Origin of the sequence: Sinorhizobium medicae (genome assembly GCF_007827695.1) — a bacterium.
GTDB classification, from domain to species: domain Bacteria; phylum Pseudomonadota; class Alphaproteobacteria; order Rhizobiales; family Rhizobiaceae; genus Sinorhizobium; species Sinorhizobium medicae.
Map to the genome: position 1 here is coordinate 1 of NZ_VITA01000018.1, position 23,042 is coordinate 23,042.

The following is a 23,042-nucleotide window of genomic DNA, read 5'->3' on the forward strand; positions in this document are numbered from 1 at the left end:
CATCTCCGCGCCCGGCCTCCTTCGCCCTAACCCGGGAGCAAAATGAATGAGGCACCGTGGTAATATCGGGGAGCATCGTTAGGTGCGGCAATACGCCGTCTCATCCTGATCGCCGCGCTATACTTGCTGGACGTGGCCCTGGCAAAATCGAATATCAAGCTGCGCTGGTTCTACGAAGTGACCAATCTGTCCACCTCGCTCGGTCTGGTCGATGCCCTTAGGGATTTCAGTCCTGCCGCGCATGACGACCCCCCGCAGGATGACCATCCGTTCTTGAACACACGCCCGATTAGCGATCCCGAGATATCGCGTACCATCGGCGTGGTCCGCCGTCGCGGCGGCACCCTGTCGCCGGCCGCGGAAAGGTTTCTCAAGATGCTGATGGGCGTATGGGGCAGTAATTGAGGCGAGACCTTATGCGCGTCAAGTTGAGGTGAACAGATGTGTCAGCGGATCACGCACTTGAGCCTGCTGGGGTCGCTTACCCGCTCCGTTCACAAGGGATCTTGCCCGGTGAATCCACAGAATAGCGGGGCGTTCGCTGCAAGCAGCGCCGACAGACGGTCAGCGACAGCGCGGACGGATTCCCGCTCCCGCTCGTCATCATGCAGCACGATCCACAAGTGGTGGCTCAGCTCGTCAATCACGTGGCCCGCCCGAAGGAAGCCGGGATCGCGATCGCCGATGAAGCACGGCAGAACACCGACGCCCGCTCCCGCCTTCACAAGATCGAACATCGAACGAGGTGCATTCACCCAGTTTGTGATGAACTGGCCCCGATGTTCAAACGTCCACCGCTTCCACCGCTGATTTGCGACGTCGGTGCCGAGCGACACCCAGTTGTTGTTGCGTTGCTGATCAAAACCCTGGGCGCAGTAGGGCGCGTAGGCGATCCGGACGGAACGGCGGGCAGCGACATTACCAGTCTCCGGCCGCTCGGCGGCTAGTCCTATGTCTGCTTCGCGGTACGTCAGGTCCAGGATGGCCTCGGAAGTTTTGAAACACACGCGAAACGAGTCGCTGGGCGACCACAGGTGGTTGAAGCTCGCGGCCGTGAAGCACGACAACGTGCTGTCGGAAAGAAGCCGCACCATTGGCAGCGAGTGCACCGACTCCTGCCAGTTGTGGATATCTTGCGCCGCCTCATACATCGCCTTCACGCGCTCCAGCAGAACGTGTCCGTCCGGTGCAAGCTCGTATCCCGTACGCGCCCGTACAAACAACGCTCTCCCAATGGCGCGTTCAAGCGCCAGCATGCGCCGTCCGATTGTAGGCGCGCTGACGCCCGCCCTCTCGGCGGCACCCGCCAGCCCGCCTTGTTCAGCGACGTGCAGGAACAAACGAAGATCATCCCAATTCTCGAGTTTCATCTCTGAAACGTGCCTTTCGCTTGTGCGTCTACATCTTCAAGCCGCCACGAACCACATTCTGGCCAGACAGCATGGCGGAGAAACGAGATGTTACTGCAATGGACGATTGTATATAGAGAGCTAGTAACCCAACACCGCAAGAAAAGAACCAATGCTTTTGCTGATCCGCTCGACGGGCGCGAATGGGACGGCTTCGGCTGGATCGTTAACTGGCTCGAGAAATCTGCGGAGCGCCGTTCAAAGGCGACGGAAGGCGTGCCAGGCTCAGCCCGTAGCACGAAACTGACCACTAACGCGCCCGGTTTCGCTAGTCCCTGCAGCTTGCGCTCCGCAGCTTGCGATCCGGTCCAGGCCCGCGCATCCCCTAACAAGTAAAGCTATTTTACATTTGTTTTAATCTTAAGTTGCGACGAACCTCGCCTCCGTTGATGCCGATTAGTTCAGCCACCACCTCCTGGAGCCAGGAACCCGGCAGAAGGCCCCAGGTTCCCGTTGTGATCGAAGCCGATCCCGATACTGATGCGTGCGGCGGAATAGTCGTTGCTCCAGAACCTCGTCATCATCCAGGCCCGGTGGAAGCGGCCAGACCGCAAGCCCGGCTTCTCGCGCGCCCGCAGCAGATACGTCGAAACCGACGTTTTGCTAATCTTCAGCCGCTCAGAAACGGCGCGTATCGACAATTCCTGCTCAAACGTCAGCCGCAGTATCGATCGGATGTCCTTCACGTCAGTATGTCTCGCTTGCTTCCGTCTGGGCATCATGTCCTCGCTCAAAAACACGAGGGCAAAGTGCCAGATCGGCGCTCACGAAAATCGATCTAAATCCGCCGCTATGCCTGTCCGCGACTTAGTGAAATCGCTGTCCCGGACTTACTGAAATTGTCCGCGACTTTCTGAAACCGCTGTCCCAATTTAATGAAATGCGCAGTCAGAAGCGGGCCTGGCCCCGAGTATGCGGAAATCGACCGCCTTCATAACGGCGAAGAAGTGTATTTGCACAGCGAGGGGCAAGTGGTTCGGCGTCGTTTACTCCAATCAGCGGCAGCACTGTAACGTCACAGCACCGTGGATTTCTACGCAGCCTTATACTAAGCCTTGTAAGTCAGGCTGGGTTCACCAAAAGTGGGTGAGATTGTACGCAGGCTAGTACCCGGCGGCCTGAAGCGATGTCACCGTGGCAATGGCCGTCAAAAGCGGCTTTGGCCATGCCCGACGCCAACTTCCGTTCCGGGGGAGGACGGAAGTTCGCAGCGTAACGGCGAAGGACGGTAATGCGCCAGAAGCGGACGTACAAAGGAGCGACGACCGGAAAAGACTGAAGCCGGGCGCGGTCAAGGGCGAAGTATAACTGGTCCGCTAGCTTGACCACTTTGGATTGCTTCATGCGCTGCGGTAGCCTCATTGAGGGGAAATTCCTTCCAGAAGGCAGTAGGGAACATGCCTTTGGTGGCTGCTTCAAGAACGTCGGCGGCTCGCTCGTGTGCTGCGAGCCCAGGGCGGGTCAGAAACAGTGACCCCATGGCTTTAAGTGTACCGACTTCGACGGGCGGTGGCGCACCGGTGGAGGCACCGATAGAGACCATAAGCCCACGTGGACGCAGACTGTTGATTGAAGCCTCAAAGGTAAGCTTACCCACGCCATCATAGACCAAGTCAGCCTTGTGTCCGTTCGTGAAAGCCGCGACCTTCTCCGCGAGGTCGCCTTTCCTCCAAACCAGGACTTCGTCGCATCCGAGCACACGCGCCCGGTCTACGCTCGACGCCTTCGAGACGACGCCTATCACCGTCGCTCCAAGGTGCTTTGCCCAAGGTGCCATGATCTGGCCGAGCGCTCCGCCGACGCCATAGAGTAGTACGACCGTCCCCTGTTTGACCTGATAGGTGGATTTCAGGAGGTACTGCGCTGTTATGCCTTCAAAGAGGACCGTCGCAGTGATGTAGGATGTCACACTTGGTGGCAACGGGATGACTCTGTCGGCGGAATCGTCTGGCTTTCTGAGTAAGCTCCCAGAGGACCGAGAATATAGGCAGCGCGATCCCCCACCTTCAGGTCCTTACGGAGGAGCCAACTGCGCTCACGACACCGGCAGCGTCAAGGCCCAGGCCCGACGGCAAAGGTACCTTCACCGCACCATTTCTCTGCGTGATATCGAGGTAGTTCACCCCGATGGCCTCGTTTTCGATTACAACATCATTCGATCCAGGCGCGACGTCGTCGACTTCAGTGGCGTGCAACACATCGGGGTCACCGGTCTCAGTGAATTGGATTGCAACGGGCATGTGGAACCTCCCTGACAGCGGATTTCATGGGCCTTCGGATGCCTCCGACGATCATTTGTGATCGTCGGAGCACGGATACTACATGAACAACGCCCGACTTACACGGACCCCAAAGTCCGCGTCAGGGTTCGTCTTCGGGTCGCCCATTCTTTCCAAGAAGGCGGCAACTGCAATGTCGCGTCGCTTGGGCAGGCGATCCTTGTCGGCCGCTGCCAGCGCACCTGCCATCTCCTCCCGTGTAAGATCAGTGCAATAAGCTGGAGCGCCCGGCTGCTGCCGCCAGGACTCTGCAATGGAACCGGAATACACGGCATCGAGGCCTGAATCTTCAACAAGCATCATCGCGATCTCACGATCTTTGTCCCGGTCGGCCGCGACCGGAATAGCAACGCGGTCTGCGCTACCTGCAGGCTTGCCCTTTCGCGCGAAGGAATCCGAGCCGATGGCGTTCCATGCCTTCGCGATTGGTCGGCTCAATTGCTCCGACACCCACACACTTTCGACTTTCCCCGCTTCGATAGCGTCGATTTTATTGTCTCGTGCTGGATAGTAGTTCGATGTGTCGATGATCACGGTGTCCGATGGGACTGATGCAATCATGGGTGCGACGTTCGGAATACGGTTGAGCGGGATCGATAGGATTAGAGCCTCCACGTCCTTGACCGCCTCCTCTACGTTGACTGCGCGTCCTCCCGATGACAGGACGTCAGAAGGGATGGTTTCCGGGCCGCGCGAGTTGGCTACCTTTACCTCATGTCCCGCCGCGCTCAGCGTTCGGACCAGCGTCTTGCCGATGTGGCCAAAGCCGAGGATACCTATTCTCATGGATCATTCTCCTATTGTCGTGGGTGTGCGAGAGGCGAAGTTCAGCCGTTCCTGTCGTCAACGAGCTATGCCGGAGCATGCTAATGGCACTGGCCTCATGTTGTAGCAGCACGGTTGCGAGCAACCATGTCGTCATGGGAAACCGGCGCTCCCGCTTCCATGAACTGCTTGATCAAAGCGTCCCGAATACTGGCCGCACGAGACCGATCCGCTGCTTCGAGTGCTGCTTTCAACTGCTCTGCCGTGAGTTCGGTGCAATACGCAGGGGTGCCTGGCTGCTGACGCCAGGACGAGACTAGCTCTCCAGAATCCACCGGATCGAACCCGGTCTCCTCGACCAGGTTCATGACAACCGACTTCGCCTTAGGATCGTTGCCTGCAACGGGAATGGCGATGCGGTCTTTGTCCCCTGATTGCTTGCCCCGCTCCGACAGCGTGGCTGCCAGAACGGCATTCCAGGCCTTCACGATGGGATGCTTGATGTGATCGCTGACCCAAACAGACTCCGGCTTTCCGGCATCGACCTCCGGAATTGAACCATCGCGGAACGGGTAGTAATTGGACGTATCCACCACGATGACGTCCTCCGGCACGTTCTGGAAAATCTTGGAAAGATTGGGATAGCTCCCAAATGGGATTGAGAGAATGACCACCTCGACGTCCGCCACGGCATCTTCCTTGGGAACTGCAGTCGCCCCGACGTTGCGAGAGAGGTCGGCCAGGCTAGCCGGACCTTTTGAATTCGCGATCTTGACCTCATGGCCTTGCGCGGCGAGCTTTCGGGCCAGTGTCGCTCCGATATTGCCCGCGCCGATGATGCCGACCTTCATGGGGTGTTCCTTCCTGTTCAAAAATGGACTTTAGTCGTGCGCAGGACGTGCCAGCGCCGTCAGCGTGTCCCGGAGTTTTGCGAGACCGTCATGGTCGAGTTGGCATGCAGTCTTGATCTTCTCGGTGACAATCCAGAGCTCTTCTCGAAGCGCCTCTCCGCCTTCTGTCAGGTTGATCATGACCCGGCGCTCGTCATTTCTGTCGCGGGTGCGGGTAATCATGGAAAGGGCTTCAAGGCGCTTGAGAAGCGGCGTGATCGTTCCAGTATCCATGCCAAGTGCCGCGCCCAATTCCCCCACACTGCGCGGCGTGCCGCCATACAGTTCGAGCATTACCAGGTACTGCGGAAACGTCAGTCCCAGCGGCTCAAGAAATGGTTTGTGCAGGCGTGCCATGCGGTTGGCCGCCCCATAGAGCGCAAAGGACAGCTGCGTTCCCAGTTCACGATCCCCAACGAGTTCCTTTAACACGGCATCTTCCGAGAACACTAGTATCTTGCGCACTAGATAAATAACCGCTTCCGGGTTTCAAGGGTCCGCCGTAAGTTGATCCGCTTGATCGTTGTTGACCCAACTCGATGCCGCAGAACATCGGGGATGAGGTTGTATGCCGGCTTTGGGCCGAAAGCTGCCAAGCACTTCGGTAGCGTCGCGCCCCGGAACGGACGCGGCACTTCAATTCGCGTCCGAAGGCGAGCACTGGGTGATCAGGTCAACCGTCGAAGCCTGTCTGACGACATGGGACGGCTTCACGAAGCCGAGTATTCGACGTTACGCCGCGCTGCTTTTGTCCAGTTCAGGCTGAGCGAAGCGGCAATGTAGAAGTTCCCAAGAGCCGAGCGCGCTTGAGAATCGAGCGTTGCGGGTTTGCATTTGACGCAATGGCCGTGCCGCGTGCGCAGACGATGTCCTCCGGAGCCACAAGGCACGCCGACGACCAGCACCTTGCCCAGTGCCTTGGGCCTCATCCTTCACGTCTTTGATTGACCGCCCCTTCGCGTCGAACACGTCATCTGGACCCAGATCCTGCGGCTTGAGGAACAGAAGTTCGGGTTTTGTCAGCATCCAACACCCATCTAGGGCGCACCCCTTAGCATTACCTTCCGCAAACATGCCATTCCATCTAATAGCCATATTCCCCTTCCCGGCCATAGCACCACCCCACTGCCTGGAGTTTTGCCCCGATCGCCTCCCGACGGCTGCAGGCTTCCCGCGTTTCGTCTGAGGCGCTCGAAGCTGGACCCTCACCGCGCCTTATCTCGCAACGGGCTTTCGGCTCGTAGCGCCAGACCTGCGGGGCACGGGAATTCGGACCAGCCTGAGGGTTGCTACACTATTCCTGAGATGGCGAATGACGTCAGGTTCCTGACAGAGGTTCTGGAACTTGCGCCGACGCACGTGGTCGGCCACTCGCTTGGGGGCGGCTTGGCCAAGCGATCGCCGAGCGATGGCCTCATCTCGTCCGAAAAATCGTTCTTGTGTCGACCTCCGCCGCGCTACGCGAACGTCGGGGGTGGGTGTGGGAAAACATCCGGATGCTCTGCGATCCGATCGATCCAAAAGCCCTTTCATTCGGGAATGGTCTTCTGGCGCAGTTCCGGTCGACGAGAATTTCCTCGCCCATGCCCGCCGTGAAAGCGCCGCGGTCCCGTAACGAATCTGGCATTCAATATTACGAACAGCTCGCCTATGATCCGTCGCCGCTGCTACAGGACATTTCCGCGCCGACGTTCATCCTCCGGGGCGAGGAGGATGCGATCGCTGAGGAACATCAGGCAATTATGCAGGCTGGTATCGCCGGCGCGGAGTTCACTCCCTCCCCGGCCATGGCCATACCCTCCATTGGGAAGACCCTGAAAAGGTTGCCGGCTTAATTCGGATATTTCTGGAACGCCCTCGATGAGCGGGAACCTCTTGCCAACGGACACCGCTGCAAGAATCTGTGGCATTTGCTAAATAAGTCCGATCATTTTTGGGTTGTAGCCTGCGGTGTGCGACCCTCTGTCTCAGTACAGTTAGAGTATGCGGCCAAGTGCCGAAAACCTTAGGATGACCGAACGAGGCACGTTCGGGCATCCTCGAGACCATTTTACCACGCCCGCCATCCAGCCAGTGGATATCCGAGGAAGCACCCTCGCAGCCTCAGCCCAGATTTAGACCTCCATCGCTCGTGAAGCAACGCCTCGCGCAACGGTTATCCGCCTGTCGGGGCGCTCCAGCATTCACATGAATCACATCCGCCACGTTCAAGTGACCGCCGAACCTTCGAACGGTTTCCGGATGCGCATGAGACGGCAGCAATCGCTCTACAGCGACAGCAATTGTTCTGGCGCGGCCGCAAATCAGCTTCGATAGAACATCAGAGGACACGCCAGCAGTGGGTGTCGCCAATAGCTAAAGACTTCACCGGCGACCGCGCTTCCAGTCTAGCCAGGAAGAGTAAGCCACCCAGAATCTAGCACCAAAGAACGCAGGAGTTTTGAAAGATGAACCAGATGATCAATAACTCTCAGAAGGCAAACATAAATCTGGACACCACATCCCAAACGAGCAGACCAGGAACAGAAGAACTGGTTCCGTCGCGCTACGCGCTGCGGATCGGCGAGATTGATGTCCTGGTGGTCAGCGATGGAGTGCTACCGCTTCCAACCGAAATGTTGGGACACAATGCCGCCTTGGCCGACCGGGAAACCTGGCTGGGCGACATGTTCCTGTCGAAGGACGCTTGCGATTGGGCGCTGAACGTAGTTGTGGTGCGCAGCGGAGCTCAGACCATACTCATCGATGCTGGACTAGGATTGGATCCCGACTTGAACCTTCCGAAGGCCGGGCAATTGGTCAGGCGACTGGAGTCTGCCGGCATTGATCTTGGTTCGGTGACCGATATTGTGTTGACCCATATGCATATGGACCACGTTGGCGGGTTGATCGTTGGCGGAGTGAAGGAGCAGTTGCGGCCGGATCTAAGGATTCACGTAGCCGCCGCCGAGGTCAAATTCTGGGAAGCGCCCGATTTCTCTCGTGTGCACATGCCGGCCGGCTTCCCGGACGCGCTTCGGGCTGCCGCCAAGCGGTTCGCGGAAGAATATCGCGGCAATTTGCGCCTGTTCGATGAGGAATACGAGGTAGCGCCGGGAGTGGTCGTTACCCGCACCGGCGGCCACACCCCCGGCCACAGTATCGTGCGTCTGACGTCGGGCAGCGACCGATTGATGTTCGCCGGTGACGCCGTGTTCACGGTCGGCTTCGACCACCCCGACTGGCACAATGGTTTCGAACACGACCCGGAGGAGGCTGCCCGCGTTCGGGTTCGGCTCTTGAAGGAGCTGGCAGCGACCGGCGAACTGCTGGTGGCCACGCATATGCCATTCCCGTCCACGGGCCACGTCGCGGTCGAAGGTGACGCCTTTCGTTGGGTACCAATTGCCTGGGACTACTAACGCCACTTGAGTTGGGGCCGAGCCGGCACGTGTGCCCTTGAAGCTTATAACCGGTTCGGCCTTCCCCCTAATCACTATCGAACGATGCACCCCATACGGGAAGCTGCATATGGAGGTATCTCATGAAAATCGTGATCATTGGCGGAACGGGATTGATCGGCTCCAAGACTGCTGACCGCCTACGAAAGAAAGGGCATGAGGTCATTGCCGCTGCCCCCAAAACCGGTGTTAACACCCTGACCGGCGAGGGCTTAGCGGAAGTACTTGAGAATACAGAAGTTGTGATCGACCTCGCGAACTCGCCTTCCTTTGAGGATAAGGCCGTGCTCGAATTCTTCCAGACCGCGGGCAGGAACCTAATGGCCGCGGAAATGTATGCCGGCGTGAAACACCATATCGCGCTTTCCATCGTAGGCACCGATCGATTGCCGGACAGCGGCTATCTTCGAGCCAAGGTCGCCCAGGAAAAGATTATTCGGGAAGGCAACATTCCATATACAATCGTGCGTTCGACACAGTTCATGGAGTTTCTCGGCGGCATCGCCCAAGAGGGCACGGTCGGGGATACCGCCCGCTTGTCGACGGGTTTCCTGCAGCCGATCGCGTCCGACGACGTAGCTGATTTCGTAGCTGAGGCAGCCCTTGTTGTGCCAGCCAACGGCATCATCGAAATCTGCGGTCCCGAGCGAGCGCGGCTGTGCGACTTCGCGGCGCGCTACCTCAAGGCGATCGGAGATACCCGCAACGTTGTCGCAGATCCGCAGGCCCGGTATTTCGGGGCCAAGTTGGAGGACGGGTCACTCGTCTCCGACAATCATCCTCGCATCGGCCGCATCCGTTTCGATGACTGGTTTGCGACAACACTGAGAAAATAAAGAGCACACGGGCCGCCTGCGGGGCGGCCGGTGCCCCACTCACGAAAGGACGATAGACATGATCAAGTCATTGCATTTTGCCGTTGCGTTGACGGTTCTCCTAGCAGGTGCGGCTCTTGCACATGATGCGCTGGACGGCGGCGAGGGCGCGAAGATTACGGTGGTCTATGACCATGAATTGCCGAACGTTCCCGGCAAGAGCATGAAAGGCGTTCTCGTCGAATATGCTCCGGGCGGGTTCTCGGAAGGCCACACGCATCCAGTGTCCTCCTTCATTTACGCTACCGTTCTCGAAGGCGCGATCCGCAGTCAGGTTAATGACGGTCCCGTCGCGGTTTATAAGGCGGGTGAAAGCTTTTCGGAATTGCCAGGCGACCGCCATGGTCTAAGTGAAAACGCCAGCAAGAGTCACCCGGCAAAGCTGCTCGCTGTCTTCGTGGTCGATACCGCTGAGCAGGAATTGATCTACCCGATCAAGAAATAGTCTATCAGGCCGGGCTTGCAGTGCTGCTGCCCGGCCGTTCTTAGATGCAACCATAATCGGTGATTATGCCATGTTTGGTGATGACAATTTCGTGCCTGTTATTCTGGTCAACCTCCTGGGTACTGCCGGCATCGTTGTTTGGCACATCCAGGGCGGCAACCGCCCGACGAGCCGCTTGCTCCTCCAGATCCTGTTCTTTACCGGCATGAGCCTCGTGCTCTATATGGCAGGCATCGCACCTCATCGGCCAGACGGTCTCTATACGCAGGGCTTTGGTGCGCTGCTTTCCAAATCAGCCAGGATCCTGTGGTGGACTCATCTCGCCTGGGCGATCATCGGGTTCATCCAAATCTACTTCAGATTGAACCGCAAGCCACGCGAAGCGCGTCTCATCCAGGATATGGCCATAGCCATCATCTATCTAGGCGTGGCGCTGTCCGTAATCGGTTTCGTCTTCGACATGCCGGTTGGCACGTTGGTCACAACGTCGGGCGTGATAGCCGTTATCTTCGGCCTTGCGTTGCAGAATACGCTCGGAGACGTCTTTTCCGGCATCGCGCTGACACTCGGCAGAGCCTATGCAATAGGCGACTGGATCCATTTGACCGACGGAACCGAGGGGCGCATCATCGAAACCAACTGGCGCTCCACCAACCTGCTGACCGTTACCCACAACGTCGTCGTGCTGCCGAACAGCATCCTAGCAAAGCAGGGAGTGACAAATCTCAGCCGTCCTGACGAGACCCACCAAATCGCGGTGCGTGTGCGCATCGCCGCAACGCAAGCACCGCGCCTTGTCGACGAAGTCATGCGGTCTGTGCTACAATCCAGCGTCCTGATCATCAAGAATCCACCGCCGGTCGTCGTCCTAAAAGCCATCGACGCCATCGCCATCGAAGTCGAGCTGCAATTTCACGTCGACAGCGTTGCCGTTCGAACGCCGGCCAGGAACGAGATCGTAGACTTGATCCATGATCAATGCAAAGTAAGAGGGCTTTCTCTGGCCATGCCTGCCGAAAGCCTCGCTTTCGTGCCGGCACCGATGGGAAACAATGCTGCCGTGAGCAACGATTCATTCATCTCGATCGATCTAGGTCGCCGCCGATAAAATCCTTCTCCACCGTTGCCCTATTCATAAAGCCGCAAGCTGAAGACCAACATTGACTCCGAATAGGTGTGAATCGATTTCAAGGCAGATATCTTGCGGAGAGCTCAGCCATAGATGAGCGCGCGATCCCGTCCAAGTTGATGATGCCCCAATGGAGCGACCATTGGGCCTTGACGCCGGTGACGACCGCGGTGAGCGCGGACCGTGAACTGATAATAAACGTACTGTTTTCTGGATGGCTCGTCCCGGACAGCGCTAACGCGACCTTGCGAGCGTTCAAGCGCCCTCTCACGACTGACAGGAGAAGGCTTCTATGCGATGGAGCGTGTTACGAGGTGGATCGTAATATAACGAGCTGCGCTCGTGCCATAGGCAGCTCGCATAGTGTGATGCATTCAGAGCTTCGTTACACGCTCAGGATCGGCGGAGGCCAACGCGGCCGCGCGCTCAGGCTGCGGCGGATAGATCCAGACGGTGTTGATCTCCTGCTTGGCCGCCTTCGCTTTCTCGCCGACCATCTCTACCATACCGTCCCAGCCTCGGGTGAAGAGTGCTCCGGCATCGCCGAGGTCCAAGCAAGTGACATAGGCCTCCTGGTGGTATTGCCGTGTCGCTACGCCCAACAGTTCGGCGGCGGCATTGTTGCCCGCGAAGGCGCCCATGCGCGTGGCGTGCTGGCATGACATCAGTGCGTAGTTGCCGCAGTTGTCGCAAGCGGCACGCGCTGCGTCCCCGGCGGCGAAGATGCCAGGCACGGACGGCACACGCAAGCAGCCGTCGACCAGCAGCCGGTCGAACTTATCGCGTTCGCCGGGGATTTTTGTGGTCAGCGGATTGGCGCGCATGCCTCCCGCCCAGATCACGGTCATGGTTTCGATATGCTCGCCGGTACTCAATGTCAAACCTGACTTATCCAGCGATGAAACCCCGGCGTTGAGCCGCGTTTCAACGCCGAGCTTGCGCAGTGCTTCCTCGATGACCGGCCGAGGACCTTCGCCCATATCGGGAGCGACCGCACTGCTGCGATCGATGATAATGACGCGGGGATAAGCGGGTTTGTCGAACAAGGTCCTCAGCCGCGATTGCATTCCGGTCGCCGCCTCGATTCCTGTGAAGCCGGCGCCGGCAACAACGATGGTGTCGCGCGCGGCCGAAGCCGGCATCTTCGCAAGCTCGTGGAGATGGCGATCGAGGGCGATAGCATCATCGATGTTATCGATGCTGAAGGGGTATTCGGCAAGGCCGGGAATATTCGGGCGGAACAGCCTGCTGCCGGTGGCAATCACAAGGCGATGGTACTGAAGGGGCTTTCGTTCGTGCTTGGCATTGACGACGTCGATGGTGCGGGCCTTCGGGTCAATCTCTTCGACGCTGCCCTGCACATAGGCGACATCGATTGCGTCAAATACAGCCTGCAGAGGTGCCGTCAGGGTTTCTGGCTTCGGCTCGTAAAGCCGGGGGCGGATGACGAGCGTCGGTTCCGGTGACACCAGCGCGATTTCGAGCTCTTCGGGCGAAATTCCTTCGATATCGCGCAAGCGGGCTGCGGAAAGTGCGGCGTACATGCCAGCAAAGCCGGCGCCCACTATTACAAGTCTCATATTATTCACTCCGAAATCTGTAGTTTCCGAGGGCCGCGCGTCACCGTTGCCGCTTCTGGTGGGCGGCGAGATGTTCGGCAATCGATGGCGCGCGGATTCGTGAAGCGATGTCGCTTAGCCGGCGATGAACGCCAGCACGTCGGCATTGATGACATCTGCATGGGTCGTGCACAGCCCATGCGGCAGATTCTCGTAGATCTTCAGCGTCCCGGCCTGCAGGAGCTTCGCCGACAACGGAGCAGATGCGCCGATCGGGACGATCTGGTCGTCATCGCCATGCAACACCAGCGCCGGCACTGTGATGCTCTTCAGGTCCTCGGTGAAATCTGTTTCCGAGAATGCCTTGATGCCATCGTAATGCGCTTTCGCACCGCCCATCATACCCTGACGCCACCAGTTTGAGATGACCGCCTGCGAAGGCTCCGAACCCGGGCGGTTGTAACCATAGAACGGGCCACTCGGAAAATCGTGATAGAACTGCGAACGGTTCGCGACCAGTTGGCTGCGCAATCCGTCGAATGCGTCGATAGGCAAGCCGCCGGGATTGGCGGCGGTCTTCAGCATCAATGGCGGCACGGCCGCAATCAGGATTAGTTTGGCAACGCGGCCCTTCCCGTAACGTGCGACATACCGCGCGGCTTCACCGCCCCCGGTAGAGTGTCCGACGTGGATAGCGTTGCGAAGATCGAGGTAGTCGATCATTGCGGCAACATCGGAGGCATAGTGATCCATGTCGTGACCGTCGCTCACCTGGTTAGACCGGCCATGACCGCGGCGATCATGAGCGATCACGCGAAAGCCCTTGCTGAGGAAGAAGAGCATCTGATTATCCCAATCGTCGGAGCTGAGCGGCCAGCCGTGGTGAAAGACGATCGGTTGAGCGGACTTCGGTCCCCAGTCTTTGTAGAAAAGTTGAACACCGTTGCTGGTTGTAATGGAGGTCATTGTGCAGATCCTTTGTAAAATAATTGTTTCGTTGACCGTCATCGATTCGAACGGATCGTTGCTAAAATTGGTTACATGCAAGCCGCCACGGGTCGTTACGATTGACCCCTAATCGGTCTCATCCCACACCCAACCTCTGTTTTCGCAGGATCCATTGGCATGGACGCAATGGTGGTTTAGCGGAACAGGTCTCCCGCTGCGCCAGAGCGATTGGCGCTATTGCAGAGCGATTGCGGTTTAGCCGATGCGGCGCGGTTCATCGCAACGTTTTACACGGCCATGGCTGTCCGCAAGGCACAATGACGCCGCGACCGACGCATGCCAAGCGGATCGCGAAGCACGGTTGTGTGCCCGATCCGATCGCGTGCAAGCGAAGAACGAGAGAGTCCCGAACCTGAGGGAGGGCGAAAGGAGATCGCGGTCAGCCGTGGCGGCGGCGCCAATCTGTCGGTGTTTCACCGGTCAATTTGCGGAACGCAGCTGCAAATGCAGTTTGCGAGGCATACCCGAGGGAAGCTGCGACCAACGCGATCGATTGTTGAGGATCACGTAGCATGTTTATGGCCTGCTCGAGTCGATATTGACGCAGCCAGTTGTGAGGTGAAAGCCCCGTGCTTTCCTTGAAGGCCCGACAGAAATGAAACCGCGACAGCCCGGAATCGGCAGCAAGGGCCGCAAGGGAGACGTCGGCGTCCGCGTCCGACCGTAATCGTTCGACGGCCCTGCGCAGAACGCTCGGCGCGAGGCCGCCGACCGCCGGCCGATAGCTCGGCGCCCTGCCAGTGTGCGCAGCCAGCAGGCGCGTGGCCAGAAGGTCGGTCAACTGCTGCCTGAACAGTGTATCCAGTGCCGTATTGCCTTCTAAGACATCGGCCGCACTCAGGAGCAATCGGGATGTAATGTGGTCCGGATGCGCGGTTCGCTCCAGGAGGTCGGTCGGAGTGAATGTATCGGTTTCGTCGGCAATGCGCGTCAGTGTCGCGTGGGGAAGATAGAGCTGCACGACATCCACCGGCTTTGGAATATCCCAGCGGGAGCTTGACCCAGCTGGAATGATGATCACCACCCCGCGACGAAACGTTCCGCTCTCGATCGATCTTCCGGACCGCCTTTCCATGCGTTGTATCGCGCCGTTATAAGCCATGATGACGTGATCGGTCATAGGCTCGACGACGTCATGCAAGGCGTCGTGATGCCAATGGGCGATTGCGCCGCCGGACGGGTCTGCCGCTAGATGGACCGGCTCAGTCCCGAGAACGCGTGACATTTCGTTCGCGGGATTCCGGTTAACATCGGGCATCTCGTGCCGATGTGCGTCGATTGTCTCAGCCGGAGAGCTTTCGGCAGGTTCGCTGGCGGAAGGCAAACTCATCGATGCACGTTCTTTAGGTGCTGCAGCTTATGTGCGATGTCGGTGGTACTCGCAGCATGAACGTACGTCGGCCTATGGCGGCCGAATTTGTCAGTCCTACTACGCATTTATCCCCCAATGTCGCGAGCGATTTCGCAGTGCTCCCCGATATTCGCACGTTTCTTGTATTGAGCAAATATTACAAATATTCGAAGGAAAACTTCCTGTTCAATAGAGACTACAATGGTCATTGCAGTTCGCTCCTAATCGTACCAGGGTTTAGCGAAGGGAGTCCAACGCTGCCATATTGTCCGGTCAGCGTTGGGGGGGGTAGAGAGCCGATCGATGGTCGCGTTGGACAGTGAAAGGTGGGCTCACTGCTACTGACCAGTCTAAGATCGCTTCGGCAGAATTGGCGCCATTTCTCTCACTCCTTTCAAGCCAAGGTCATACCGCCGTCGACATGCAACTCTACGCCATTGACGAAGCTACCCGCCTCAGAGGCGAGAAAGAGAGCGGCGCGGGCCAGTTCTTCGGGCTGTCCGAGACGGCCAGCCGGGATGATGGTAGCCAAATGGCTTTCGAGCGCCGGGCGATCGGCATCCGAAACTCCAAGCTTGCCGAGGATCGCAGTATCTACCGGTCCCGGGCTCAAGATGTTAACGCGGATCTTTCGGGGCTTGAACTCGATCGCCCAGTTCTTTGCAAATGCGGCGATGGCGGCTTTGGAGCCGGCATAAACGGCATGATCCGGCAGAACTTTCGTGGCAGCCAGCGAGCTCGTGACAATGATATTGCCACCATCGCGGATCAACGGTTCCATCGCCTGCACGCCAAAAAACACTCCGCGCGTATTGGTGGCGAAGTGCCTGTCATAGTCTTCCGGTGTGACGGTGCCGGAAGCGGTAAGGTTGATGATCCCGGCGTTGGCCATGTAGATGTCCAAGCTGCCAAACCGGCTCTTCACTATCTCTGCAAGCTTTTGATGGTGTTCAAGGTCGGCAACATCGCCAACGATGCCAATGACGCCGTTGCCTATTTCATCCACCACCTGATCTACGACGTTCTGTCGCCGGCCTGTGATAAGAACCTGCGCGCCTTCCTGTGCAAACAAGCGCGCAGTCGCCTTGCCGATACCGCTGTTCCCGCCGGTAATCACGGCAACCTTGTCTTTCAAATGTTGCATTGTTTATCTCCGTTTTCTGCTGAGACTGAGATAAACAGGAGTGCCTTGCGCCGTTAGATCACAGTCGGGCACATGAGCTGTGCCGGGGAGATGCAAATGCCAAACCTATTGGGTGAGACGTCGGGATTAATGGCGTTTGTTCGGACCGTAGAAGCCGGATCTTTCAGCGCTGCAGCCCGCGATCTGAACACGACTCCATCGGCAGTCTCCAAAAGCGTTGCTCGGTTGGAAAAGAAAATCGGGACACGGCTTTTTTTCCGCACTACCCGTGCACTCACCCTTACCCAGGATGGCCAGCTTTTTTTCAAACGTGTGGCGCCGCTCCTGCGGGAACTCGATTCGAGCGACGATGCGATCCGGTCTCAAGCTGCACCGTCTGGACGGTTGCGCATCAGCATGCCCGGGGAACTGGCGCCATTACTGCTGCCTGGCCTGTTTGAGCGCTTTGCAACTGCCTATCCGGACCTACATCTCGATATCGGTTTGACGGACCGTTTTGTCGATCTTATCAGGGAAGACTATGACGTCGTTCTGCGTGTTGGAGATCCCAGACAGGGCGATCTCATTGTCCGTCACCTGGCAGATCTCCCAATGGTAGTGGTGGCATCCTCGCCATTCCTGAAGAGTTGGGGATTGTTGGGATCCGCAGAGGCCCTGACAGGCGTTCCGTTCGCCCGATTTATGTCCGGTGGCATGGTATCGCCCTTGCGTTTGGCCGATGGAAGGACATTCATTCCCTCTGGGCGTGTTGACTGCGATTCTGGACGGGCTTTGATCTACGCCGCGCGGAGCGGTCTTGGTGCGGCTTATCTGCTAAGATGTTTGGTCGCCCGAGAGCTGAATGAGGGCGTCTTGCTCGACCTCGTACCCGAACTCGCCCTGCCCAAGCTACCGTTCAATGCTCTGCACGCCTTCGGGCGCACGGTGCCCTTGCGCGTAAAGTTGTTCTGCGACTTCATGGCGGGCGAAGCCAAAGCCCTTGCAGCGATTTGAGCTTCACGACCATTGGACTGGCGAGACATGCCGCCGATTTCGACGCCGCTGAGCGTTACGCTGGATTTGTTGCTGCAAGTTCCAAAGAGATTGCGCCGATATCGCCTGTGCCGCCTTGTTGCGTCGTGTTATCTCCGTTTGGCGTCCACGAAGCCCATGAGGAGGGCTCCGTCCGTTTCGCAGCGGCGCCGCAGCCGAGGGATCAGGTCCGCGGTGTCGCGGACGGGTTCGGGTGCGGAGATGATCCAGCCAGTCCCTCGGCGCTCGGCAACGCACATCCATCGCTTCTTACGGTCGACACTCCAATAGCAATGAGCGACAACAGCCACAGACATTCCCGACCTCCCGCTTTGCACCATGTCCATGACGGCATCGCCATAGAGCGCCGGGCATCGAAGGGTGCGCGGACCAGCCGGTCGAAGGCGGTCCGGTTTTCGAGATAACTTTCGTAGCACGCGCTTGGGCGAACTCCAGACGCCAATGGACCCGCCATCCCGCGCTTGGAGGGCCGGTCATCGAGTGATTGCCGTAAGACTGTTTCGCTTCAGAGAGCGGCAATGGTGGCAGAAACGGTCAACCCCTCACCCGGTCCGAGAATCGTGAGGCCGTGGGCTTCCGGCTTGCCGGGAAGATTGAACGCATCGACGGGATGCGTCACCGGTTCGAAGCAGAAGAAGTCGGCGTCGGCTGCGGGTGAGAAGACGACATATTGGCGGAGCGCTTCGCTGGCTTTCAGATCTGCCGCGAGCCGACGTCCCGGCCAGTCGATACGGGCCTTGCCGTTCCAGCCGTCGAACCAGCTATTGATCCAGCGCGCCGGCAGAGGCTGCGGACTGTTGAAGTCCATATCCGGATGTGCCGCGATCGCTTCATAAGCCCTTGGCAGGTGATCCGATCGCTCGAGCCATACGCCGCCGGCCGGGGCGCGAAGGGTCGTATCCGGTTCGCGCACGAACCAGGGATGAAATCCGGCACCGTAAGGCAGCCGGATCTTGGCACGGTTGACGAAGCTCAGCTCCATCACGAGACCGGCGCCTTGCAGGCGGTAGGTCATCCTCGCAGCATAACAGAAAGGCCCCGGTCCTTCCGACGAAAGGGTGAGCGTGACGGCATCCGTGCTTCGGAAGGCGACGTCCCATGCGGCTGAAAAGCCATTGCCGTGGATCGGGTATGGCTCCGTCTCCAGGTTCCGCGGCAAGGAGTGAAAGGTCCCGTCAAGCGCAAAACCGCCGCCGGAAACGCGACCCGAGAAAGGAAGAAGCAAGATGTTCGACAGGGCGAAGGGATGCGCGGTAGCCGGATCGACACTGCGGAGGATCGGCTGCCAGACGCCGTCGTGGTGCACGTCGAATGCGCACAGCCCGGCGCCCAGATCGGGGCGCACAACGATGCGGGCGTCGCCGTTGGAGAGGCCGATCGCCGTCATCACCAGCCGCCGTCGATCGCGATGTTCTGGCCGGAGATCATGTCGGAAGCCGGCGAGACGAGGAAGTGCACCAGCTCGGCGACATCAAGGGGCTGGATACGCGCCTTCAGCGATTGATTTTCAAGTATCCAGTCATTGTATTGCTGCAGGCGATCGGCGAAAACGCGCTCCTCCGCCTCCGAAACCACCGCCCCCGGCGAGACAGCGTTGACGCGCACGCCGTGGGGACCAAGTTCGCGCGCAAGCCCCTTCGTCAGCCCAAGCATCGCGCCCTTGGACGCAACATAGGGCACATAGCCGTCCCAGCGGCCGTTCAGCGTAAGCGAGCAGAAATTGACGATCTTGCCGTAACGCTTTTCCTTCATGCCCGGCGCGACGGCCCGGGCGAGCGCGAAGGCGGCCGACGAGTTGACGCGGACCTGGTCCTCGTATTCCTCGAGCGAAAAGTCCTCGAAAGGCTTGTTGATGATGAGCGCCGCGTTGTTGATGAGAATGTCGATGCCGCCATGCTCGCCGGCAAGTGCTGCCACGCGTCGCTCCGCCGAAGCCAGGTTGTTCAGGTCCTCCCCCACATAGATCGCCCTGGTGTCGTGATCCGCGGCGATATGGGCGGCGAAGCGCTCGCCGGCCTCGGCGCTGGGCCGGTCGAGCAATAGCAGGGCAGCGCCGGCACGGGCCAGCCGCTCGGCCTGGGCGCGGCCGAGCGTGCCGAGCGCACCGGTGATGAGGACGGTCTTTGCGGAAAGATCTGTCATGGTTGCCTCACAGAAGCGCGTGAACCTCGTCGATGGACGTTTCGGCGGTGGGCTTATCGAACACGATCTCGCCGCGTGCCATTGCGACGATGCGGTCACAGGATTGGAACACGTGCTGCATGTTGTGCGAGATGAAAATGCCGGTCAGGCCCTGTGCCTTCAGGCCACGGACGAAACCGATCACCTTGTCCGTTTCCTTGACCGAAAGGTGGTTCGTCGGCTCATCGAGGATGAGCACCTTCGACTTGAAATGCATTGCGCGTGCAATTGCCACGCCCTGCCGCTGCCCGCCCGAAAGTTCTCCGACCAGCGCATCCGGCGAGCGCAGGTGCAGGTCGACGTCGGCGATGGCCTTGATGCTTTCGGCGCGCATGCGCTGCTGGTCCATGATGCCCACGCCGAAGACGGACCATTTCATCGGTTCGCGACCGATGAAGAGATTGCGGGCGATCGACATAGTAGGGACCATGGAATTGTACTGATAGATCGTCTCCAGTCCGTGTCGCATGGCATCCTTCGGACTACGAAGGGCGACTTTGCGCCCTTCGATAAGCACCTCGCCGGAATCCTGATGATGGACGCCCGAGAGGATCTTGATGAGTGTCGACTTGCCGGCGCCGTTGTCGCCGACGAGACCGACTGTCTCGCCGGGATGAATGGTGAGGTCGACATTCTTCAGCGCATGCACGCCGCTATACCACTTCTGAAGGTTGCGGCACTCGATGATGGGTGTGGTCATTTGTGCGCCTCCACCTTGATCTTGCGGGACATCTTGCCCATCCAGGCATTGGCTATGACAGCGAACATGGTCAGAACGCCGATCGCGAACTTGAACCAGTTGGCATCGACGCGGGAGAGCACGAGGCCGTTATCGATCGTGCGGATGAGGAGCGTGCCGACAATGGCGCCGAAGACTGTCCCGATGCCACCGGCAAGGGCCGTGCCGCCGATGACGGCCGCCGCGACGGCCTGCAATTCCAGCCCCTCCCCGATCGAAGGCAGCGGCGAGCCGAGGCGCAGCACCTGAAGCAGGCCGGCAAAGCCAGCCAGCACCGAGCAGAGCATGAAGCAGGCGATCTTCACCCGCTTGACCGGGATGCCCATCGAGGCGGCGGCCTCGTTGAAACCGCCCGTCGCCCGGATCCAGTTGCCGAAATTGGTGAGCGACAGCAGTGCCGCCACCAGCGCGGCAATGACCACGAACCAGAGGAAGGACATGCGGAAAGGCGAGCCACCGATATAGTCCGTGAACAGCCAAGTCGGCAGGTCGGGCGGCAGGAGCGGCGGGAAGCCCCCGGAGATGACGATGGTCAGCGAACGCGCGATGAAGAGCATGCCGAGCGTCGTGATGAAGCTCGGTATCGAGAATTGCAGGGTGACATAGCCATTGATGAAACCGACCGCTCCGCAGATCATGAGACCGAGCAGCACCGCGGCGGTGAAGGGCACGCCGGAGTTCAGGATCACCGCCATCGACATCGGCATCAATGCAAAGACGGAACCGACAGACAGGTCGAATTCGCCGCAGATCATCAGCAGCGTCACGCCGATGGCGACGAGTGCCATTTCGGGCAGAAGGCCCATGACGCCGCGTATGTTCTCGAAGGAAAGAAGAATGCCGTTCGATTTCGCCTGAAAGACGAGGACGAGGACGATCAGCAAGGCAAGGCCGGCAAGTTCCGGCTTGTCGAGATAGATTTTCAGAAACCGCTTCATGGGTTGCCACTCAAGGTTCGGCGAATTGCCCGTCGGATTGCGACGGTGTCAGGCCGGTTCGGCCTGACACCGTGACGTGATCCGCTCCGTGCCAATTTGCTTGGGCAAAACGCCGGGTTACATTTTGGATGCGTTGGATCAGCGCAGACCCTGCTTCGCCAGTTCGAGGATCGTCGGCACGTCCTCAGGAGTGACGATGCCCTGCCCCGTATCGACGTCGGAGGGCGTCAGCCCGGCGGTCTTCCAGAGATAGGCCTGCATGACGGGGATGAAGCCCTGCATGTATGGCTGCTGGTCGACCTGCACCTGGACATAGCCCGCCTGCATCTGCTGCAGCACCTCGGGCACGAGGTCGAATCCGCCGAGCAGCACCTTGCCGGGCTCGATGCCGCGATCCTTCAGTACTTTTGCAACACCGGCATGCCAGTAGCCCGTATCGAAATAGGCGGTCGTATCCGGATTGGCGTTGAGGTAGGCGCCGATACGGTCGGCCGTCAGCGCGAGGTCCGTCGCAGAGTCGACACGGGTAATGTTGATCTCGCGATCGGAGTGCTCGGCCTTATACTCCTCGAGGAACTTCGTAACCCCGCCGGCGCGTTGCTCCGACCAGGTCTGGCCCGGCGCATTGACGCCGACCACAAGGTTGAGCGGGCCCTCCTTCGGGAAGTTTTCCGATTGGGCTTTGGCGAGCGAGTAGCCGGCAGCGGAGAAACCCTGGCCGATGAAGGCCTTACGGGCGTTGCCCTTGGCGCCTTCGCTGTCGTCGACATTGACCGCGAGCACAAGGATGCCGGAATCGACGGCTTCCTTGATCAGGTTGTCATAGGCATTGTTGTCTACGATCGCGACGAAAATCGCGTCCGGCCTGGAAGCGATCGCCGCCTGCAGGTTGGCCACGGCCTGTTCGACTGCGCCTTCCGTCTGCGTGAGGATCAGCTGGCACGAGGCGCCGACCTTTTCGCAAGCGTCATCATAGCCCTTCTTCACCGCCTGCCAAAATGTATTCGAGGCCGAGGAATGGCTGATGAAGGCGATATTGAGTCCCTCCGCGCTGGCGGCCGGGGCCATCAGCGTCAGCCCGAGGGCCGTTCCTGCTACCAATTTCCGGATCATGATGCGTTACCTCCCGTTGAACATCGATCATGGTTTCGGCGACCTCACTCCGTGCCGTCGAAGAACTCCGCCCGCGATCGTGCGATCTCGGGCAGCGATTTGAGAATTTCGCGCAAATGCATGCGCAGCGCCTGCTCGGCTTCGCCGACCTCCCCCGACGCGATCGCATCGACGATGCGTTCGTGCTGTTCGATCAACCGGCCGACCTGCAGGTCGTCGACGCTCAGGAACCGGACGCGATCCATCTGCGCCTTGACGCTCTCGATCACGCTCCAGGCATAGGCCCGGCCGGCGGCGGTCGCCAGCGTATGGTGGAAGAGCTCGTCGAGCCGCAGGAACGCGGCGCGGTCGTCATGCGGCACCTGCTTCTGTCGAACGATCTGATCGCGCAGCTCGTCCACGGTCGCCGCCCTGTGTTCGCTCGCGACCTGGCGCACGATATCCGCCTCGATCGCCTCGCGCACGAAGCGCACATCCATGACGGACTCGGCCGAAATCCGGGTCACATAGGTGCCGCGTTGGGGCAGTACCTGGACCAGGCCCTCCTCCGACAGCTTGATGAATGCCTCGCGCACCGGCTGGCGGCTGATCGAAAGTGCTTTTGCGATCTCCGCTTCCGAAATGCGTTCCCCGGGCATGAGCTCCGCCTGGATGATCCGCTCGCGCAGAATGCGATGGACCTGCGGACCGACAGCTTCGATCGCGGACAGCACGCGCTGTGGTTTGCTGTTCTGCATCCGCCCCC

Annotated in this window: 22 protein-coding genes and 3 pseudogenes; 7 read left to right on the forward strand and 18 right to left on the reverse strand. The window is 59.2% G+C overall.

Going from position 1 to position 23,042, the window contains the following annotated elements; genetic code table 11:
* Window positions 1-123: 123 nt before the first annotated feature.
* A pseudogene (locus tag FB009_RS24980) lies at window positions 124-405 on the forward strand (LysR substrate-binding domain-containing protein); the annotation flags it as partial.
* An 89-nt stretch (window positions 406-494) separates the two neighbouring features.
* On the opposite strand, the gene FB009_RS24985 reads toward FB009_RS24980, so the two are convergent.
* The 8 genes and pseudogenes from FB009_RS24985 to FB009_RS33300 form a co-directional block, all read right to left on the reverse strand.
* Entirely contained in the window at window positions 495-1,370 is an 876-nt protein-coding gene (locus tag FB009_RS24985; RefSeq protein ID WP_018009625.1) for a LysR family transcriptional regulator, read from the reverse strand.
* Between the two features lie 525 nt (window positions 1,371-1,895).
* Window positions 1,896-2,128 (reverse strand): annotated as a pseudogene (locus FB009_RS24995) (IS21 family transposase); the annotation flags it as partial.
* Between the two features lie 572 nt (window positions 2,129-2,700).
* On the reverse strand, window positions 2,701-3,330 hold the full coding sequence (locus FB009_RS25005; RefSeq protein ID WP_201270936.1) for a zinc-binding dehydrogenase: 630 nt from the start codon (window positions 3,328-3,330) through the stop codon (window positions 2,701-2,703).
* 85 nt (window positions 3,331-3,415) lie between these two features.
* Window positions 3,416-3,649: an alcohol dehydrogenase catalytic domain-containing protein gene (locus FB009_RS33010; RefSeq protein ID WP_201270937.1), complete on the reverse strand. Its 234-nt coding sequence runs from the start codon at window positions 3,647-3,649 to the stop codon at window positions 3,416-3,418.
* 78 nt (window positions 3,650-3,727) lie between these two features.
* Complete coding sequence (locus tag FB009_RS25010; RefSeq protein WP_011970619.1) at window positions 3,728-4,474, reverse strand: NADPH-dependent F420 reductase; 747 nt, start codon at window positions 4,472-4,474, stop codon at window positions 3,728-3,730.
* A gap of 95 nt (window positions 4,475-4,569) precedes the next feature.
* Window positions 4,570-5,304 carry an NADPH-dependent F420 reductase gene (locus tag FB009_RS25015; protein WP_011970620.1) on the reverse strand — a complete coding sequence of 245 codons (735 nt, stop codon included), beginning with the start codon at window positions 5,302-5,304 and terminating at the stop codon, window positions 4,570-4,572.
* Window positions 5,305-5,334: 30 nt separating this feature from the next.
* On the reverse strand, window positions 5,335-5,775 hold the full coding sequence (locus FB009_RS25020) for a MarR family winged helix-turn-helix transcriptional regulator (protein ID WP_011970621.1): 441 nt from the start codon (window positions 5,773-5,775) through the stop codon (window positions 5,335-5,337).
* A 278-nt stretch (window positions 5,776-6,053) separates the two neighbouring features.
* Entirely contained in the window at window positions 6,054-6,272 is a 219-nt protein-coding gene (locus FB009_RS33300; protein ID WP_011970622.1) for a hypothetical protein, read from the reverse strand.
* A 260-nt stretch (window positions 6,273-6,532) separates the two neighbouring features.
* On the opposite strand from FB009_RS33300, the pseudogene FB009_RS33780 reads away from it, so the two are divergent.
* From FB009_RS33780 to FB009_RS25050, 5 genes and pseudogenes are all read left to right on the forward strand, one after another.
* Window positions 6,533-7,207 (forward strand): annotated as a pseudogene (locus FB009_RS33780) (alpha/beta fold hydrolase); the annotation flags it as partial.
* A gap of 583 nt (window positions 7,208-7,790) precedes the next feature.
* Window positions 7,791-8,744: an MBL fold metallo-hydrolase gene (locus tag FB009_RS25035; protein WP_011970623.1), complete on the forward strand. Its 954-nt coding sequence runs from the start codon at window positions 7,791-7,793 to the stop codon at window positions 8,742-8,744.
* Between the two features lie 122 nt (window positions 8,745-8,866).
* Window positions 8,867-9,619: an SDR family oxidoreductase gene (locus FB009_RS25040; RefSeq protein ID WP_145162121.1), complete on the forward strand. Its 753-nt coding sequence runs from the start codon at window positions 8,867-8,869 to the stop codon at window positions 9,617-9,619.
* A gap of 58 nt (window positions 9,620-9,677) precedes the next feature.
* On the forward strand, window positions 9,678-10,103 hold the full coding sequence (locus FB009_RS25045) for a cupin domain-containing protein (RefSeq protein ID WP_145162123.1): 426 nt from the start codon (window positions 9,678-9,680) through the stop codon (window positions 10,101-10,103).
* Between the two features lie 70 nt (window positions 10,104-10,173).
* Complete coding sequence (locus FB009_RS25050; RefSeq protein WP_145162125.1) at window positions 10,174-11,211, forward strand: mechanosensitive ion channel family protein; 1,038 nt, start codon at window positions 10,174-10,176, stop codon at window positions 11,209-11,211.
* Between the two features lie 395 nt (window positions 11,212-11,606).
* Here the strand turns inward: FB009_RS25050 and FB009_RS25055 are convergent, their stop codons facing one another.
* The 4 genes from FB009_RS25055 to FB009_RS25075 all read right to left on the reverse strand — a co-directional run bounded on the left by FB009_RS25055 (window position 11,607) and on the right by FB009_RS25075 (window position 16,294).
* Complete coding sequence (locus tag FB009_RS25055; RefSeq protein ID WP_018210591.1) at window positions 11,607-12,812, reverse strand: NAD(P)/FAD-dependent oxidoreductase; 1,206 nt, start codon at window positions 12,810-12,812, stop codon at window positions 11,607-11,609.
* A 114-nt stretch (window positions 12,813-12,926) separates the two neighbouring features.
* Entirely contained in the window at window positions 12,927-13,757 is an 831-nt protein-coding gene (locus tag FB009_RS25060; protein ID WP_011970628.1) for an alpha/beta fold hydrolase, read from the reverse strand.
* 421 nt (window positions 13,758-14,178) lie between these two features.
* Window positions 14,179-15,129, reverse strand: coding sequence for a helix-turn-helix domain-containing protein (locus FB009_RS25070; protein ID WP_018210592.1), 951 nt, complete (start codon window positions 15,127-15,129; stop codon window positions 14,179-14,181).
* 415 nt (window positions 15,130-15,544) lie between these two features.
* Complete coding sequence (locus FB009_RS25075; protein WP_011970631.1) at window positions 15,545-16,294, reverse strand: SDR family NAD(P)-dependent oxidoreductase; 750 nt, start codon at window positions 16,292-16,294, stop codon at window positions 15,545-15,547.
* A 96-nt stretch (window positions 16,295-16,390) separates the two neighbouring features.
* Between FB009_RS25075 and FB009_RS25080 the strand changes: the two genes are divergently transcribed.
* Complete coding sequence (locus tag FB009_RS25080; protein WP_101806495.1) at window positions 16,391-17,287, forward strand: LysR family transcriptional regulator; 897 nt, start codon at window positions 16,391-16,393, stop codon at window positions 17,285-17,287.
* Between the two features lie 544 nt (window positions 17,288-17,831).
* Here FB009_RS25080 and FB009_RS25090 read toward each other — a convergent pair.
* From FB009_RS25090 to FB009_RS25115, 6 genes are all read right to left on the reverse strand, one after another.
* The gene (locus tag FB009_RS25090) at window positions 17,832-18,713 is read right to left on the reverse strand and encodes an aldose 1-epimerase (protein ID WP_024324907.1); all 882 of its coding nucleotides are present in this window, start codon (window positions 18,711-18,713) and stop codon (window positions 17,832-17,834) included.
* Window positions 18,713-19,468 (reverse strand): SDR family oxidoreductase, encoded by a 756-nt coding sequence (locus FB009_RS25095; RefSeq protein WP_018210597.1) that lies wholly within the window; start codon window positions 19,466-19,468, stop codon window positions 18,713-18,715. The genes FB009_RS25090 and FB009_RS25095 overlap by 1 nt, the downstream gene beginning before the upstream one ends.
* A 7-nt stretch (window positions 19,469-19,475) precedes the next feature.
* Window positions 19,476-20,207, reverse strand: coding sequence for an ATP-binding cassette domain-containing protein (locus tag FB009_RS25100; protein ID WP_011970636.1), 732 nt, complete (start codon window positions 20,205-20,207; stop codon window positions 19,476-19,478).
* A complete protein-coding gene (locus FB009_RS25105; protein ID WP_018210598.1) occupies window positions 20,204-21,184 on the reverse strand; it encodes an ABC transporter permease in 981 nt (326 codons plus the stop codon). The genes FB009_RS25100 and FB009_RS25105 overlap by 4 nt, the downstream gene beginning before the upstream one ends.
* Before the next feature lie 138 nt (window positions 21,185-21,322).
* Complete coding sequence (locus tag FB009_RS25110) at window positions 21,323-22,297, reverse strand: sugar ABC transporter substrate-binding protein (protein ID WP_018210599.1); 975 nt, start codon at window positions 22,295-22,297, stop codon at window positions 21,323-21,325.
* A gap of 44 nt (window positions 22,298-22,341) precedes the next feature.
* Window positions 22,342-23,034, reverse strand: a complete 693-nt coding sequence (locus FB009_RS25115; RefSeq protein ID WP_011970639.1) for a GntR family transcriptional regulator — start codon at window positions 23,032-23,034, stop codon at window positions 22,342-22,344.
* Window positions 23,035-23,042: the final 8 nt, after the last annotated feature.

Coding starts and splice junctions, on each gene's coding strand:
- FB009_RS24985 (WP_018009625.1), bottom strand. CDS start 1,370: ATGAAACTCGAGAATTGGGATGATCTTCGTTTGTTCCTGCACGTCGCT.
- FB009_RS33010 (WP_201270937.1), bottom strand. CDS start 3,649: ATGCCCGTTGCAATCCAATTCACTGAGACCGGTGACCCCGATGTGTTG.
- FB009_RS25010 (WP_011970619.1), bottom strand. CDS start 4,474: ATGAGAATAGGTATCCTCGGCTTTGGCCACATCGGCAAGACGCTGGTC.
- FB009_RS25015 (WP_011970620.1), bottom strand. CDS start 5,304: ATGAAGGTCGGCATCATCGGCGCGGGCAATATCGGAGCGACACTGGCC.
- FB009_RS33300 (WP_011970622.1), bottom strand. CDS start 6,272: ATGAGGCCCAAGGCACTGGGCAAGGTGCTGGTCGTCGGCGTGCCTTGT.
- FB009_RS25035 (WP_011970623.1), top strand. CDS start 7,791: ATGAACCAGATGATCAATAACTCTCAGAAGGCAAACATAAATCTGGAC.
- FB009_RS25040 (WP_145162121.1), top strand. CDS start 8,867: ATGAAAATCGTGATCATTGGCGGAACGGGATTGATCGGCTCCAAGACT.
- FB009_RS25045 (WP_145162123.1), top strand. CDS start 9,678: ATGATCAAGTCATTGCATTTTGCCGTTGCGTTGACGGTTCTCCTAGCA.
- FB009_RS25050 (WP_145162125.1), top strand. CDS start 10,174: ATGTTTGGTGATGACAATTTCGTGCCTGTTATTCTGGTCAACCTCCTG.
- FB009_RS25055 (WP_018210591.1), bottom strand. CDS start 12,812: ATGAGACTTGTAATAGTGGGCGCCGGCTTTGCTGGCATGTACGCCGCA.
- FB009_RS25060 (WP_011970628.1), bottom strand. CDS start 13,757: ATGACCTCCATTACAACCAGCAACGGTGTTCAACTTTTCTACAAAGAC.
- FB009_RS25070 (WP_018210592.1), bottom strand. CDS start 15,129: ATGAGTTTGCCTTCCGCCAGCGAACCTGCCGAAAGCTCTCCGGCTGAG.
- FB009_RS25075 (WP_011970631.1), bottom strand. CDS start 16,294: ATGCAACATTTGAAAGACAAGGTTGCCGTGATTACCGGCGGGAACAGC.
- FB009_RS25080 (WP_101806495.1), top strand. CDS start 16,391: ATGCCAAACCTATTGGGTGAGACGTCGGGATTAATGGCGTTTGTTCGG.
- FB009_RS25090 (WP_024324907.1), bottom strand. CDS start 18,713: ATGACGGCGATCGGCCTCTCCAACGGCGACGCCCGCATCGTTGTGCGC.
- FB009_RS25095 (WP_018210597.1), bottom strand. CDS start 19,468: ATGACAGATCTTTCCGCAAAGACCGTCCTCATCACCGGTGCGCTCGGC.
- FB009_RS25100 (WP_011970636.1), bottom strand. CDS start 20,207: ATGACCACACCCATCATCGAGTGCCGCAACCTTCAGAAGTGGTATAGC.
- FB009_RS25105 (WP_018210598.1), bottom strand. CDS start 21,184: ATGAAGCGGTTTCTGAAAATCTATCTCGACAAGCCGGAACTTGCCGGC.
- FB009_RS25110 (WP_018210599.1), bottom strand. CDS start 22,297: ATGATCCGGAAATTGGTAGCAGGAACGGCCCTCGGGCTGACGCTGATG.
- FB009_RS25115 (WP_011970639.1), bottom strand. CDS start 23,034: ATGCAGAACAGCAAACCACAGCGCGTGCTGTCCGCGATCGAAGCTGTC.